Annotated in this window: 13 protein-coding genes and 2 pseudogenes; 12 read left to right on the forward strand and 3 right to left on the reverse strand. The window is 71.0% G+C overall.

Annotated features, from left to right (window positions below; translation table 11 throughout):
- Nucleotides 1-91 precede the first annotated feature (91 nt).
- Nucleotides 92-1,249: a heparan-alpha-glucosaminide N-acetyltransferase domain-containing protein gene (locus tag Manayef4_RS04510; protein ID WP_070130756.1), complete on the reverse strand. Its 1,158-nt coding sequence runs from the start codon at nucleotides 1,247-1,249 to the stop codon at nucleotides 92-94.
- A 140-nt stretch (nucleotides 1,250-1,389) separates the two neighbouring features.
- On the opposite strand from Manayef4_RS04510, the gene Manayef4_RS04515 reads away from it, so the two are divergent.
- Nucleotides 1,390-1,764, forward strand: coding sequence for a DUF952 domain-containing protein (locus Manayef4_RS04515; protein ID WP_070130741.1), 375 nt, complete (start codon nucleotides 1,390-1,392; stop codon nucleotides 1,762-1,764).
- An 80-nt stretch (nucleotides 1,765-1,844) separates the two neighbouring features.
- Here Manayef4_RS04515 and Manayef4_RS04520 read toward each other — a convergent pair whose 3' ends face one another.
- Nucleotides 1,845-2,144 carry a 4a-hydroxytetrahydrobiopterin dehydratase gene (locus Manayef4_RS04520; RefSeq protein WP_070130742.1) on the reverse strand — a complete coding sequence of 100 codons (300 nt, stop codon included), beginning with the start codon at nucleotides 2,142-2,144 and terminating at the stop codon, nucleotides 1,845-1,847.
- Nucleotides 2,145-2,317: 173 nt separating this feature from the next.
- On the opposite strand from Manayef4_RS04520, the gene Manayef4_RS04525 reads away from it, so the two are divergent.
- From Manayef4_RS04525 to Manayef4_RS04550, 6 genes are all read left to right on the forward strand, one after another.
- Nucleotides 2,318-2,821, forward strand: a complete 504-nt coding sequence (locus Manayef4_RS04525) for a (deoxy)nucleoside triphosphate pyrophosphohydrolase (protein ID WP_070130743.1) — start codon at nucleotides 2,318-2,320, stop codon at nucleotides 2,819-2,821.
- A gap of 313 nt (nucleotides 2,822-3,134) precedes the next feature.
- Nucleotides 3,135-4,973, forward strand: a complete 1,839-nt coding sequence (gene typA, locus Manayef4_RS04530) for a translational GTPase TypA (RefSeq protein WP_070130757.1) — start codon at nucleotides 3,135-3,137, stop codon at nucleotides 4,971-4,973.
- A gap of 100 nt (nucleotides 4,974-5,073) precedes the next feature.
- The gene (mshB, locus tag Manayef4_RS04535; protein WP_023840098.1) at nucleotides 5,074-5,961 is read left to right on the forward strand and encodes an N-acetyl-1-D-myo-inositol-2-amino-2-deoxy-alpha-D-glucopyranoside deacetylase; all 888 of its coding nucleotides are present in this window, start codon (nucleotides 5,074-5,076) and stop codon (nucleotides 5,959-5,961) included.
- Between the two features lie 220 nt (nucleotides 5,962-6,181).
- Entirely contained in the window at nucleotides 6,182-7,186 is a 1,005-nt protein-coding gene (locus Manayef4_RS04540; protein WP_070130744.1) for a trypsin-like peptidase domain-containing protein, read from the forward strand.
- A 183-nt stretch (nucleotides 7,187-7,369) separates the two neighbouring features.
- Entirely contained in the window at nucleotides 7,370-7,783 is a 414-nt protein-coding gene (locus Manayef4_RS04545; RefSeq protein WP_349257423.1) for a DUF6113 family protein, read from the forward strand.
- Nucleotides 7,784-7,919: 136 nt separating this feature from the next.
- Nucleotides 7,920-8,564 carry a flavin reductase family protein gene (locus tag Manayef4_RS04550; protein ID WP_070130746.1) on the forward strand — a complete coding sequence of 215 codons (645 nt, stop codon included), beginning with the start codon at nucleotides 7,920-7,922 and terminating at the stop codon, nucleotides 8,562-8,564.
- A gap of 55 nt (nucleotides 8,565-8,619) precedes the next feature.
- Here Manayef4_RS04550 and Manayef4_RS04555 read toward each other — a convergent pair whose 3' ends face one another.
- Nucleotides 8,620-9,591: a transglutaminase-like domain-containing protein gene (locus Manayef4_RS04555; protein WP_070130747.1), complete on the reverse strand. Its 972-nt coding sequence runs from the start codon at nucleotides 9,589-9,591 to the stop codon at nucleotides 8,620-8,622.
- Nucleotides 9,592-10,136: 545 nt separating this feature from the next.
- Here Manayef4_RS04555 and fdxA point away from each other — a divergent pair.
- The 5 genes and pseudogenes from fdxA to Manayef4_RS04580 form a co-directional block, all read left to right on the forward strand.
- Nucleotides 10,137-10,460 (forward strand): ferredoxin, encoded by a 324-nt coding sequence (fdxA, locus tag Manayef4_RS04560; protein WP_070130748.1) that lies wholly within the window; start codon nucleotides 10,137-10,139, stop codon nucleotides 10,458-10,460.
- Nucleotides 10,461-10,519: 59 nt separating this feature from the next.
- Nucleotides 10,520-11,581, forward strand: a pseudogene (gene dapC, locus Manayef4_RS04565) (succinyldiaminopimelate transaminase); the annotation flags it as partial.
- A 260-nt stretch (nucleotides 11,582-11,841) separates the two neighbouring features.
- Complete coding sequence (locus Manayef4_RS04570; RefSeq protein ID WP_023840104.1) at nucleotides 11,842-12,684, forward strand: 2,3,4,5-tetrahydropyridine-2,6-dicarboxylate N-succinyltransferase; 843 nt, start codon at nucleotides 11,842-11,844, stop codon at nucleotides 12,682-12,684.
- Between the two features lie 92 nt (nucleotides 12,685-12,776).
- On the forward strand, nucleotides 12,777-13,856 hold the full coding sequence (dapE, locus tag Manayef4_RS04575; RefSeq protein WP_070130750.1) for a succinyl-diaminopimelate desuccinylase: 1,080 nt from the start codon (nucleotides 12,777-12,779) through the stop codon (nucleotides 13,854-13,856).
- A gap of 428 nt (nucleotides 13,857-14,284) precedes the next feature.
- Nucleotides 14,285-14,946: pseudogene (locus Manayef4_RS04580) on the forward strand (sugar transferase); the annotation flags it as partial.

The raw sequence follows: 14,946 nt of genomic DNA on the forward strand, positions 1-14,946 counted from the left end.
CGAGTCCGGAAGTAGCTTTGGGATCAACGTCCGCCTCTACAGCGAGGCTGTGGCCGCGGCCTGAAGATCTCCGGCGGCCGTGGTCACCGCGCTAAACGAGCTGCCGGGTGCCCCGGGTGGCCGCGGCGACGATCGCCTCGGCCGGTCCTCGCGCCCCGCTCGCCCGCCAGGCGGTGGCGACGGTCAGGGCTACGGCCGCCTGGAGCAGAAAGGACGGCGTCGGATCCGCGGGGAGGAAGGAGGCGGACATCACGATCACGTGGGTGCAGTAGAGGGTCAGCGTCATCGATCCGACGGCGACGAGCGGGATCAGCATCAGGGGCGGCARCAGCCGGCTCAGGAGCAGGACGAACCCGAGCAGGGCGATCGCGGCCGCGCCGGTGTGCAGCAGATCGACGGGCGTGGACGAGTGCGGGGTGTCGACGGCCAGCCACCACCAGGTGTTCGTCGGGGTGCTGCCGTACAGCCCGGCGTCGAGGATGGACCGCACCGGCAGCGGCCCGACTCCCGCGACCTCGACGGGATCGACGGATTCGAGTGCGGCCATGCCCGCGGCGTGCCGGAGCAGGGCCCAGGAGACCAGCGACRCCGCCGCGGCGATCGTGCCACCCCCCGCGAGCAGGGCGGCGGCGACCCGCGTGGACCGTAGATCCAGCCGGCCGACCGCGAGTCCCACGCAGAGATACCCGAGCCAGGCAAGCGCCGGATAGAAGCCGGTGAAGCCCATCTCCAGAGTCAGGTTCACCGGGTGGGTGAACGCCCGGCCGAAGGTCGGGTCGGCAAGGGTCGGGGGCGGCAGATGGTCCCGGCTGAGGAGGCCCGCGGCCGGGACGACCGCGAACGCCAGCACCGTGACGACGACCAGCGCTGCGACCGGAGCCCGCAGCAGCGGCACGGCCAGGATGAACATCAGCGCGTAGTAACAGAGGATCACCGCGATGCCGGAGTGGGTGTAGCCGAGGGCGAGGCCGATCGTCCCGATGCAGACCGCTCGTGCCACGGTCGACGCGCGCGCCTGTGGCGCCGGCAGCCGGCCGGTCGACAGCGCCAGCGCCACCCCGGCGAGTACCGCGAAGGCCGCCGAGGCCCGGCCGGCGGCGAGCAGATGCGCGGGGGTCACCGCCCCGTCATCCCCGACCGCGGGATAGATGTGCGTCGCGACCATGCCGATCAGGGCGAGGCCCCGCGCCGCGTCGACTCCGCGTAGGCGGCTTTCCCCGGCGGCCTGCGGGTGACGGGGCTGAAGCATCGCGGGCACGCCCTTCAGACTGGTCTTCGGGCGGAGGTGGGTTTCGTCCGGCCCGCCGGGAGCGTTTCCGGGCCGACACGGGCACCGCGACCGTGGCTCGGCAGTCAACGACCGATGAGTGGCGAGGAGAGGAGGATGGCGTGATCTRCCATCTGGTGGGCCGGTCCGAGTGGGCGGCCGGGGCTGACGGGTACCGCCCGGCGAGCCTGGCATCCGAGGGGTTCATCCATTTCTCCGCCCCGGAGCAGGCCGTGGCAACCGCGAACCGGTACTACGCCGGGCGTGCGGACCTRCTGCTGGTCGTCGTCAACCCGGAGCGGCTGAGCGCGGAGCTGCGCTGGGAGCCGCCGGCGCCCGTGGCGCCCGCCGGCCAGGCGCCCGCTGGGGGCACGCCCGCGCCAGGGGAGCTCTTCCCGCATCTCTACGGGACGATCGACACCGCAGCGGTGACGATCGTCGTACCGTTCCCGCCTGATCCGGATGGTGTCTTCCGGGTGCTGCCCAGTCTCTGGTGATCTCCACATCTGTTCGGTACGAGACGTCTGTTCGGTACGAGACGTCTGTTCGGTACGAGACATCTGTTCGGTACGAGCGCTCAGTACGAGACGCCGGCAGAGCGCAGGATCTGTGAGATCCTGCGGGCCAGGGCCACGTCCAGTTCGGTGACGCCGCCGACCGAGTGGGTCCAGACCGTGAAGGTCGTTGTTCCCGGGCCCCGCTCGACGACCGGATGATGGTTCATCGCGTCCRCTGCCTGCATGACCTCGGCCACGATCGCGTCGGCCTCGTCCCCGTCCAGCATGATCTCCAACTGGATCCGGTCGGCGTCGCCGATCCAGCCGGGTAGTGCCRCCAGCGCCCCGGCGACTTCGGTGGTGTCCAGTCTGCTCGGCATACCGATTCCCTCCGGCTGGTGATTCTCTGATTCTCTGGCTTGGATTCTCTGGCTTGCGGTCCGCGTCCCGCCGCTCGGCGAGCCGTCTTGGTGGAGCCACCCGAAAGGGTCATCAGACACGATCCGCCGGGAACGGATCCACGGCTGGCCGGACTCTGGGAGAGTCCGGCACCATGAACGCGGATGTGGAGGGCTTGGATGCCCTCCCTTCTACCCATGGACGACGGCGTGGAACACCCGAGGACCGGGACGGCACCGACTCCCCGGTGGTGAAGGGACGTCTGGTCGTCGCCGTCGCGCTGCTCGACGATGATCGCCGGGTGYTGGCCGCCCGGCGCCGGGAACCGCATCCCTACGCCGGGATGTGGGAGTTTCCGGGCGGCAAGGTCGAGCCCGGCGAGCACGAGCTCGACGCGCTCGTCCGGGAGTGCCGGGAGGAGCTCGACGTCGAGATCGAGGTCGGTCCGCCGCTCGGTGAGGTCGGGCTGTCCAGCCCCGGATGGGTGCTGCGGGTGTGRCTCGGCCGGGTGACGCGCCAGCAGCCCCGGCTCGTCGAACATGACGAGCTGCGCTGGCTCGGCGTGGCCGAACTGGACGATGTCCGGTGGATGYCGGCCGACGGTCCCCTGGTGGCGGAGCTGCGCCGCGTGCTGTCGACTCCCGGATCGCTCTTCTGAACGTCGACTCTTCTGAAGGTCGGCGACGGGAGGTCGCGGACCGGTGAAGCCCCGGWCCGGTGAAGCTCGTTGTGGCCGAGGCATCCGTGCCATGGGTGCATCCGTGCCATGGGTGCACCCGTACCATGAGTGGCGGTGCGACCGTTGCCGGTGTACGCGTGACGGGCAGATCGTCGTGCCGCGGCGCCGACACCATGGCGGACACTCGCCAGAACGTTCGCGTCACCGGTTCATGCGTTACCGTCGTTTCATGCGGTGACGTCGTCGTTGTTGCGGGGTCGCGAACCCCATGTCCGCCCCGGAGCGCATCACCATGTCTCTTCGTGCCGATCTTCGAAACGTGGCAATCATCGCCCACGTCGACCACGGCAAGACCACCCTCGTCGACGCCATGCTGCGCCAGTCCGGCGCGTTCGGCGAGCATGCCGAGCTCACCGACCGCGTGATGGACTCGATGGACCTGGAGCGTGAGAAGGGCATCACGATCCTCGCGAAGAACACCGCGGTCCGTTACGGCGACATCACGATCAACATCGTTGACACGCCCGGTCACGCCGACTTCGGCGGTGAGGTCGAGCGTGGCCTGTCGATGGTCGACGGCGTCCTGCTGCTCGTGGACGCGAGCGAGGGCCCGCTGCCCCAGAYGCGCTTCGTCCTGCGCAAGGCGCTCGCGGCGCGGCTGCCGGTGGTGCTCGTCATCAACAAGGTGGACCGGTCGGACGCCCGGATCGCCGAGGTGGTTGACGAGACCTACGAGCTCTTCCTCGACCTCGACGCCGACGAGGACCAGATCGACTTCCCGATCGTCTACTGCAACGCGAAGGCGGGTCGTGCCTCCACCACCCGCCCGGCCGACGGGGTGAGCCCGGACTCACCCGATCTCAAGCCGCTGTTCGACCTTCTGCTGGAGACCGTGCCGGCGCCGTCGTTTGATCCTGACTCGCCGCTGCAAGCCCTGGTCACCAACCTCGACGCGTCCCCGTACCTCGRCCGGCTCGCGCTGTGCCGGGTGCACAACGGCACGATCAAGCGTGGTCAGCCGGCGACGCTGTGCCGGGCCGACGGCAGCCAGCAGCGCGTCAAGATCAGCGAGATGCTGATGACGCAGGCGCTCGAGCGGGTACCGGCGGAGTCGGCCGGGCCGGGCGACATCATCGCCATCGCCGGCATCCCCGACATCACGATCGGGGAGACCCTCGCCGACGCCGATGATCCCCGGCCGCTGCCGGTTATCACCGTTGACGAACCGTCCATCAGCATGACGATCGGCATCAACACCTCCCCGCTCGCCGGCCGTTCCGGCAAGAAGCTGACGGCGCGGCTGGTCAAGAACCGGCTGGACGCCGAGCTCGTCGGCAACGTGTCGATCCGGGTCCTGCCCACCGAGCGGCCGGACACCTGGGAGGTGCAGGGCCGCGGGGAGCTGCAGCTCGCCGTGCTTGTCGAGCTGATGCGGCGCGAGGACTTCGAGCTGACCGTCGGCAAGCCGCAGGTCGTCACCCGCACTGTCGACGGTAAGATCCACGAGCCGGTGGAGCGCCTCACCATCGACGCGCCCGAGGAGTTCCTCGGCACGCTGACCCAGCTGCTCGCGCTGCGCAAGGGCCGGGTCGAGCAGATGGTCAACCACGGCACCGGCTGGATCCGGCTGGAGTACCTGGTCCCGGCCCGCGGGCTGATCGGGTTCCGGACCGAGTTCCTCACCGAGACCCGCGGTACCGGGCTGCTGCACCACGTCTTCGACCGGTACGAGCCCTGGTTCGGGGAGCTGCGCACCCGGGCGACAGGCTCCATGGTCGCCGACCGCAGCGGGGTGGYGACCGCATACGCCCTGTTCAACCTCCAGGAACGCGGCACGATGTTCGTCGGGCCGACGACCGAGGTCTACGAGGGCATGATCGTGGGTGAGAACTCCCGGGCGGACGACATGGACGTCAACCCGACCAAGGAAAAGAAGCTCACCAACATGCGTTCATCCACCGGCGACGAGCTGGTCCGGCTCACCCCGCACCGGATACTCACCCTTGAGCAGGCGCTGGAGTTCTGCCGCGAGGACGAGTGCGTGGAGGTCACCCCGGGCTTCGTGCGTCTGCGCAAGGTGGCGCTGACCGCCGCCGAGCGCGAGAAGATCCGCTCCCGCCGCCRAGCCTGAGCGGTCCCTACATTGCGGCAAAGCTACCCATAGGGTCGTCAATGTGACGACAGCTACCCCATCATCACCCTCTACTGCGCCACTTCCCACCCGGCGGGCGATGTTCGTGCACGCCCACCCCGATGACGAGGTGATCTCGACGGGGATCGCGCTTGCCTCGTACGCCGCCTCCCCCGACACCCACGTCACCCTCGTGACGTGCACGTTGGGGGAGGAGGGGGAGGTACTGGTGCCCGAGCTGATCCATCTGCGGGCGGATCGGGGCGACCAGCTCGGTGGCTACCGGATCGGCGAGCTGGCCGGTGCCTGCGCCGCGCTCGGCATCACCGACCAGCGCTTTCTTGGCGGTCCCGGGCGTTGGCGGGACAGTGGGATGATCGGCACCCCCGCCAACGACCATCCCCGCTGCCTGTGGCGGGCGGACCTGGACGAGGCCGCGGCGGAGCTGGTGCGGATCGTGCGCGAGGTCCGGCCGCAGGTGCTCGTCAGCTACGACGCCCGTGGTGGTTACGGGCACCCCGATCACATTCGGGCCCACGAACTCACCCGGCGGGCCTTCACCGACGCCGCCGACCCGTCCTTCGCCCCGCAGGCCGGTTCGGTCTGGCAGGTCGCCAAGCGCTACGAGACGGCGCTGGCGCGATCGAGCGCCGTCGCGGGCTTCGAGTACTTCCGCGATTCCGCCGCTGAGAGCAACCCGTTCGCGGGTCTGACGTCCGTGGACGAGTTGGGGGTGACGCTTGTCGACGATGCGGACATCACGACCGAGCTCTCCGCTCCCCACTTCTTCGAGGCGAAGATCGCCGCCATGCGGTCGCACCGGACGCAGATGAGCGTTGACGGGTTCTTTTTCGCGCTCGCCGACGGCATCGGCCAGCGAGCCTGGAGTGTCGAGCACTTCGTGCTGGCCGAGGGCGCCCGGGGGCCGGGGGACGGTCCGGACGGGCGGGAGCGGGACCTGTTCGCCGGTCTCGTGTGCGAGCCCTGATCGGCTCCGGTGCCCCGGCCCGCTGACGCCCCGGCCCGATCGTCTGCTGCCTGCCTGCCTGCCTGCCTGCCCGCTGGCCGATCGTCTGCTGCCCGCTCGCCTGCCCGCCCGCTCGCCCGCTCGCCGCGGTGGCACAGGCACCTCGGTGGGAATGTTCTGGACGGCCCCGTGTTCGTAACGCTGTAATCAATGTAAGTGTGGCGTCGGCCGAGGAGGTCGGATGCGGACCAGACGTGCCAGGGGGGACGGACCCGACCCGACGCGGCCCGGTGGTTCCTTGCCGGTCGAGCCGCTGGACGCCTACTCCGCGGTCGTGACCCGGGTGGCCGCGGCGCTGACCCCGTCAGTGRCCAGCCTACGGGTGCGTACCCGGCGCGGCGCGGGAGCCGGCTCCGGGGTGGTGTTCACCGACGACGGGTTCCTGCTGACCTCCGCGCACGTCGTCGAGGGGCATCGGGCCACCTCCGGAGCACCGGTCGGGCTGGCGCAGTTCGCGGACGGCACCGAGCGCGAGGTCGACCTGGTGGGTGCCGATCCGCTCTCGGACCTGGCCGTGCTGCGGGCCCGGGGCACGACCCCGCCGGCTGCCGTCCTCGGGGACGCCGCGGGTCTGCGGGTCGGCCAGCTCGTCGTGGCCGTCGGCAACCCGCTGGGGCTCACCGGCAGCGTGACCGCCGGGGTCGTCAGCGCCCTCGGCCGGTCGTTGCCGACCCGTTCGGGCTCGGCCGTGCGGGTGGTCGACGAGGTGATCCAGACCGACGCGGCTCTCAACCCGGGTAACTCCGGCGGGGCGCTGGTCACGGCCGACGCCCGGGTGGTGGGAGTGAACACCGCCGTCGCCGGTGTCGGCCTGGGGCTGGCTGTCCCGGTGAACGACACGACGAGGAAGATCCTCGCCGCGTTGATGCGCGACGGCCGGGTCCGCCGGGCGTACCTGGGGGTCGCGGGGGCGGGTGTTCCGTTGCCACCCGCCGTGGCCGAGCGGATCGGGCAGCGCCACGGTGTCTGGCTGGCCGAGGTGGTCGTCGGCAGTCCGGCCGGGATCGCCGGGCTGTTCACCGGGGATCTCGTCCTGTCGGTGGCCGGGACGCCCGTCGTCGCTCCGGGTGATCTCCAGCGGCTGCTGACCGAGGGCACGATCGGCCGGCCAGTGGAACTCACGGTGTGGCGGCGGGGCGCGTTGGTGGACGTGATCGTCGTACCTGCCGAGTTGGTGATCGCCTGAGGACCGAGATCTGCCACCGGGGTCCGCTACGGGGGTCTCGGGGCTGGGGCCTCGGGGCTGGTCGGCCTGACCGGGCGGGCCTGGCGGACGATGTCCTACTGTCGGAGAATGCCCCGTCCCAGCGCCGGTCCCCGCCGGACGCCGCCCTCAACCCGGTTGCAACGACAGCCGGCACGGCCGTCGTTGCAACCGTCCCCGGACCCGCAACCCGRCAGGGCCTTTCTGACCGCCTCCTACACACTGGGGGTGTTTCTGGGGGTCGGGCTGGGTCTCTACGGCGTCTTCCTCGTTCCCGCCGGTCCGCGGCCGGGGGGGATGCTGCTGTCGCTCGGCGTACTGGTCGCGCTGGTGGGCAACGGGGGTGCCGCGCTGCTGGTGCGGTGGCTGACGGGCACCCGGCTGGGACCCACGACCGTGCTCATCGGCTGGGCCGTCGTCGTGCTGCTGTTCGCCAGCTCCCGCCCCGAGGGGGACCTGCTGTTGCGGGCGAGCGGATCTGGCTACGCGTTCCTGTTGCTCGGGGCACTGAGCCCGATCGCGGTCGCCGTCCTCGTCGGGGCACGGCGGGGGCTCACGGCGCTTCCTCCCGGTTGCTGAGCACCGGTCCGGTCACCCGGTCACCGGGTCGCCTGTCTCGCCCTGGGAGATGTCACCGGCTCTTGTGATGTGGGAGATGTCACCGGCCCTTGGGGACTGTCGCCCACGTGGTGAGCGGAGCGGGTAGCGTGGCCGGGTGGGTAGCCCTGCGCACCGTGGAGAGAACCGGGCCGGCGCGCCCGCCTCTCCGGTCTCTCCGGTCTCTCCGGTCTTCCAGGTCTCCCAGGCCGACCGGTCGATCCTGYGGACGGCGGACTTCCRCAGGGCRGTCGGCAGGTTCGCTACCGGAGTGACGGTTCTCACGACCGTCGCCGACGGTCGCCATCTCGGCATGACGGCGAACTCGTTCGTCTCGGTCTCCCTCGACCCGCTGCTGGTGCTCGCCAGCATCCGCCGGGACGCCCGCTTCCACGGTCCGCTCATGGCCTCGGGGGTGTGGGGAGTCTCGGTGCTCGCCGAGGACATGGCCGAGACGTCGCGCTGCTTTGCGAAACGCGCGTATGACCAGCCCGGCGACATGTTCGCGGGATGGGAGCACTCGATCGGGCCGGAGACCGGAGTGGTCCTGTTCGACGGCGCGCTGTCGGTCTTCGAGTGCCGGACGGTCACGACCCATCCCGGGGGGGATCACACCCTCGTCCTCRGTGAGGTCGTCTCGTTCGCCCAGCCGCGGGACGATGTCGGACCGCTCGTCTTCTACGACGGGCGCTACCTCGACCCGGTCGGTGCGGATACGGGAGGAACAGAGGCGCAGAGGGAAACAGACGGTTCCCGAAGCTAACAGGCGCTTCCCAGAGCTAACGGACGGTTCCCGGGCGGGCGGACGGTCTCCGGGGCTAGTTGAGCCGGGCGCGGGCCGCGGCGGCGGCCTGGCGGGCGGCCGCCGCGGCGGCTGGCTCGACCGCGGCCACCGTGTCGGCGAACGCGGTCAGATCGGTGGCCCCGCCGAGAAAGTCGCCCAACCGGACGCGGAGCTCGCCGCGCTCCCGGCGCAGGCTCGCCGGGTGGTGGGGGAGCAGCAGGGACAGCTCGACGGCCCACAGCCGCATGTGCGGCGCGTCCGAGCGGGCCCCGAGGATCCGGATGTTGCCGAGGATCCGGGTGAGCACGTCCTGCGCGCTCATCGGGGCGAGGTGGGCACGGGTGAAGGCGAACCCGGCCGCGCGTACCTTCTCCGCGGCGTCGTGCACCGTCAGTAGTCGACCGGCGGCGAACGGATCGACGAGCACGTGGTCCTGGGGGGAACCCACCGCGACCACGACGTGCCCCGGAAGCCCGACAGGATAGGCGGGGACCCCGAGCCGGGCGGCCACCTCCAGCCAGACGACGGAGAGCAGGATCGGCAGGCCGCGCCGCCGGCGCAGCACATCGGGGAGCAGCGAGGAGCGCAGGTCGGTGTAGTCGTCCTCGGCCCCGGCGAAGCCGGCGGCGAGCCCCAGGGACTCGTGCAGCGTCTCGGYGGCGATCCTCGGATCGAAATTCCCCGCTCCCGGGCCGAACCCCTCCAGGCGCCCTGCCGCCTCGGATCCGGATTCCGGCTGTGCCTGCCCCGGTGCGCCGGTCTGGCGTGCCACCGGCGTACCGTGCTCGGCCCGGGGGAACCGGGGCCGTCGGCTCGAGGTCGTCCGCGCGGCGAGCAGTGGACGGGCCTGCGCGGCGAATGCGTCGAGGGCGCTCAGGGTGGCGGTGGCGTCGGGGGCGTCGGCTGCCGGGTCGACCTCGGCGGCGAGCAGATGGCAGGCGACCGCCAGGTCGATCGGCTCGCGGCGCACGACCTCGGCGAACCTGCCGCGGCTGCGGGTGCTCACGAGAGCTCGCTCGGAGCGTTCACGCCAGGGGCGGCCGTCTCCGGGGCAGCCGCCCCTGGTGGGGCAGCAGCCTTCAGGCCGGGCACCTTCGGATCGGGCGTGTCCGGATCGGGTGTGTCCGGGACGGTCGTCCCCAGGACAGTCGCCCCCGCGATAGTCGCCTTCGGGGTAGTCGTATTCAGGGTAGTCGTATTCGGGACAATCTCCATGAGAGCCGTCGTATCCGGGACATTCCGCGTACGTCGTGTCGGTGGGCGGGGTGGGATGACGCGTGCCGCTACGACGGCATCCTCGGTAACCTGGACGAGTGTGCCCTCGGCAGTGACAACCGTGAGCRCGCCCGATGACCATGACMGCAACGTTCCGAGAACATCACTGAGGGATACCGGTCCGGGGATGCGGTGGCGAAGCATAACTCGCGCGCCRACATCGGCCGGAGTGATGCGGACGACATACACCACCAGCGCACGCCCTTGTTGTCGACACGGAACTGTCCAGGTCGATACTAAGGACTCAGTCGCCCGTGAGCCCGAGGAGGAAAACCGGTGACMTACGTCATCGCAGAGCCCTGCGTCGATGTCAAGGACAGGGCCTGCATCGAGGAGTGCCCGGTCGACTGCATCTACGAAGGCGGACGGATGCTCTACATCCAGCCTGACGAGTGTGTCGACTGTGKTGCCTGTGAGCCGGTCTGYCCGGTKGAGGCCATCTACTACGAGGACGACGTTCCCGATCAGTGGAAGGGGTACACCGACACCAACGCGAACTTCTTCGAGGAGCTCGGGTCGCCTGGCGGCGCATCTAAGGTCGGCGCCCTGGACTTCGACCCGCCGACGGTCGCCGCGCTGGCTCCTCAGGGCGAGTCCTGAGCGGCCCTGGGAGACCCGGCAACATCTCCGGAGTCCCGCGGTCACCGGCCCGGTCCCGGGTGCGACTGCCCGACTTCCCGTGGGACCAGCTGGTCTCCTTCAAGGAGAAGGCCCGGCTGCATCCCTATGGGTTGGTCGACCTCTCGGTGGGTACTCCGGTCGACGCCACGCCGGCCGTCGTGCAGCAGGCGCTGGCCGGCTCCGCTGACGCTCCGGGGTACCCGCTGACCGCGGGTACCCCGGAGCTGCGCGAGGCGGCGGCCGGCTGGCTGGCCCGCCGGCTCGGCGTGCTCGTCGACCCGGGCGCGGTGCTGCYCGTGCTCGGGACGAAGGAACTGGTGGCCCAGCTCCCCGGTCAGCTCGGGCTCGAACCCGGTGACCGGGTGTGGGTGCCGACCCCGGCCTATCCAACCTACGAGGTCGGCGCGCTGCTCGCCCGCTGCGAACCGGTGGCGGGCCCGGCCGACGGGGTGACCCTGATCTGGTTGAACTCGCCGGGGAACCCGACCGGGCGGGTGCTCACGGTCGACGAGATGCGCGCCGTGGTCACCTGGGCGCGGGAGCGCGGTGTGATCGTCGCCAGCGACGAGTGCTACATCGAGCTGGGCTGGGAGAGCCGGCCCGTCTCGGTGCTGCACCCCGACGTGTGCGGCGGCTCCCACGAGGGACTGCTGGCGGTGCATTCGCTGTCGAAGCGGTCCAACCTCGCGGGCTACCGGGCCGGGTTCGTCACCGGTGACCCGGCCCTGGTCGAGGGTCTCCTCGCGGTCCGCAAGCACGCCGGCTTCATGATGCCGACGCCCGTGCAGGCCGCCATGGCGGCTGCGTACGCCGACGACATGCATGTGGCGGATCAGCGGGCGCGCTACGCCAACCGGCGGGCCRTCCTCGCGGCGGCGCTCGCGGTCGCGGGTTTCACCATCGATCACAGCGAGGCCGGCCTCTACCTGTGGGCAACCCGGGGTGAGGAGGCCTGGGCCACGGTGGACGCGCTGGCCGAGGTCGGGATACTCGTCGCGCCCGGGACGTTTTACGGGGAGGCTGGCCGGTATCACGTCCGGATCGCCCTGACCGCCGCGGACTCGCAGGTGGCGACCGTTCCCGAGCGGATGACGATGCTGTCGCCGGTCGCCGCCACGGGGCAGCCCGGCCATGGCGCTCGACCCGGCCATGGCGCTCGGCCCGGCCGTGGCGCTCGGCCTGACCATGGCGCTCGGCCTGACCATGGCGCTCGGCCCGGCCATGGCGCTCGGCCCGACTACGGTCAGCCGGTCACTCAGGGCAGCTATGGGGGTGCCGAGCCGGACATCCGTTAGCACCCGGCCCGGATCCGCGGCCCCGCCATCTCGTGCGGCCGGGGTCACCTCGTAGGGTCGGGCTTGTGAGCGCCTCGAACACATCCCTCGACTCTCCGATCGATCCCGCCGTCGACGAACTGTGGGAACGGCGGGCGGAGCTGACCCCCGCCGACGCCGACGCCCGCAAGATCGTGGTGGCCGCCGTCGACGCCATCGATGCGGGAGTGGCCCGGGTCGCCACGGTCACCGTGGACGGCTCGGTCGCCGTTGACGAGCGGGCCAAGCGGGCGATCCTGCTGTCCTTCAAGGTTCTCGCCATGGTCGAGTCGTCCGCGGGCGACTTCCACTTCCATGACCGGGTGCCGCTCAAGACCCGGTTCGACAGCGTGCGGGTGGTACCGGGCGCGATCGTGCGCTGGGGCGCGCACGTCGAGCCCGGGGCCGTCCTCATGCCGAGCTACACCAACATCGGCGGCTACGTCGGCGCCGGCACCCTCGTCGACACCTGGGCCACGGTCGGATCCTGCGCCCAGGTCGGCCGCAACGTGCACCTGTCCGGTGGGGTCGGGCTCGGCGGGGTCCTGGAGCCGCCGAACGCGGTCCCCGTCGTCGTCGAGGACGACGCCTTCGTCGGCAGTCGCTGCATGGTGGTGGACGGCGCRCGGGTGCGCCGCGGGGCCAAGCTCGGCGCCGGGGCGATCCTGACCGCCTCCACCCATGTCTTCGACGCCGCGACCGGCGCGGAGTACCCGCGCGGGGAGATCCCGGAGCGGGCGGTCGCGGTCGGTTCCAACCGGGTGAAGTCGTTCCCGGGCGGAGAGTTCGCGATGCCCTGCATCCTGGTGCTGCGGACGCTCGCCGAGGGCGAGATCCACGACAAGCTGGCGTTGAACGACATCCTGCGGGAGCATGGCGTCGCCGGCTAACGATCTTGTTGCCGGCTGGCGTCCTGTCGCCGGTTAATGATCTTATCGCCGGTTAACGATCCGCTGGCCCGGTGACCGTAGGGTGTGACGGCATGAGCCTCGACCTCACGGCGCCCGTCGGCGAGYTGACCCGGGCGCTGGTTGACGTGCCCTCGGTGAGTGGGGACGAGGCCGCCCTCGCGGGCGCGGTGGAGAAGGCGCTCACCGCGGTGGACGGGCTGCGGGTTGACCGGGACGGTGACGCCGTGGTGGCCAGGACCGAGCTGGGGCTGCCCGGCCGGATCCTGCTTGCCGGCCATCTGGACACCGTTCCGCTGGCGGGCAACCTGCCCTCGCGTGTGGTGGGCGGGCGGCTCTACGGCTGCGGGACGTCGGACATGAAGGCAGGGGTCGCGGTCGCGCTGCGGCTCGCGGCCACGCTCCCGGTCGCCACGCCCGGCGCGATGAGCCACGACGTCACCTGGGTCTGCTATGACCACGAGGAGGTCGAGGCGGCCCGCAACGGRCTGCGTCGGCTCGCCGCCCGGCACCGGGACTGGCTGGATGCGGATCTGGCCATCCTGATGGAACCGACCTCCGGCGAGATCGAGGCGGGTTGCCAGGGCACCCTGCGGGTGGTCGTGACGCTTCCCGGCACCCGGGCGCACTCGGCCCGGTCGTGGCTCGGGGACAACGCCATCCACAAGGCCGGCGATCTGCTCCRCCGCCTCGCCGGCTACCGGGCGCGGACGGTGACGCTGGACGGCTGCACTTACCGTGAGGGGCTCTGCGCGGTGCGGATCGACGGTGGGGTGGCGGGCAACGTGATCCCCGACCGGTGCCAGGTCACGGTGAACTTCCGGTTCGCTCCGGACCGGGGCCCCGACGAGGCGGTGGCGCATGTTCGCGAGGTGCTGGGTGGCTACGACGTCGAGGTCACCGATCTCGTCGGCGGGGCGCTGCCCGGGCTCGCCGCCCCGCACGCGGCGGCGTTCGTCGCCGCCACCGGTCGTGTGCCGGTGGCGAAGTACGGCTGGACGGACGTGGCGCGCTTCGCCGAGCTCGGGATCCCGGCGCTCAACTACGGGCCGGGCGATCCCAACCTGGCCCATGCCCGGGACGAGTACGTCGAGCTCGCCGCGATCGACGAGGCCGAGCGGCTGCTACGGGCGTACCTGTCCGGTGTCTCCTGACTGTTGTGTCTCCTGACTGTTGTGTCTCCTGACTGTCGTGTCCCTTGACCGCCTAGTCGCGATTTTTGTTACGCGTATGAGTCATCGGGGTTGACGTCGTGGATCCTCCTATCTCGGCACGTTAGAGTTACTCGCGTATGTGCGGTGCCGGTCGGATGGGGGGTCCGGATGGCCGGTGGTGCGGCGGGTTCGGGGGCTCGGCACCAGGCCTGGGCACGTCGATACGCAGGTGACACGCGTGGTCGGCGCCAAGCAGCGCTCCCCCCGTCGTCGTCGGTCCGAAGATGTTGCGGCCGTGGGGGGTCTGCCAGGTGACGGACACTGTCTTCAGCCATGCACAGGTGGGGTTGGCCGCGGGGCCGGGCACGGATGCCATCCCGAAACCGCTGGACGGGGCCGATGAGCCCGCCCGGTACGACGGGTACGAGGTGGGCGCGGGCCCCGGCGCGGACGGAACATCCGACGGTGTCGTCGACTACCGGGCGAAGGTTCGCTGGGAACGGCCGTACGGCTGGCTGCTCGTGGGTTCCGACGCGGCCGCCTGCGTGGTCGCGGCGGGAGTGGCCTACCTGGTCCGGTTCGGCGGACTGGTTGAGTTCGACCTGAAGCCGGTCTCCGCGACGCCGTATGTCGCCATGTCGATCCTGCTGCCCGTCGCGTGGGTGTTGTCGATGTACCTGAGCCGGGCGTACGAGAGCCGGTTCCTCGGCAGCGGCTCGGAGGAGTTCCGCCGGGTCCTCAACGCCGCCGCGCAGCTCACCGCGGTGGTGGCCGTCCTGTCCTATGCGACCAAGGCCGAGCTCGCGCGTGCCTACGTGCTGATCGCCTTCCCGACGGCGCTGCTGCTGACCGTGGCCGGCCGCGCCACCGCGCGCGGCTACCTGCACCGGATGCGCCGGGCGGGCCGCTGCCTGCACCGGGTGCTGGTGGTCGGGGCGGGGGACTCCGCGGCGGCGTTGGTCCGGCTGGCCCAGCGGGATCCGACGTCGGGTTGGTCGGTCGTCGGTGTCGTGCTCGACCGCTCGCCCGGCCGGCACAGTCACGACTCCCCGGAACGCAGTGGGTTCGACCTGCTCGGGGTGCCGATCGT

The sequence above is a fragment of the Frankia sp. CgMI4 genome (assembly GCF_001756285.1).
Taxonomy (GTDB): Bacteria; Actinomycetota; Actinomycetes; order Frankiales; family Frankiaceae; genus Frankia; species Frankia casuarinae.

What these genes read in the sequence shown, in the direction of transcription:
- mshB (WP_023840098.1), top strand. Translation starts at nt 5,074, where the DNA reads ATGTTCGTGCACGCCCACCCCGATGACGAGGTGATCTCGACGGGGATC.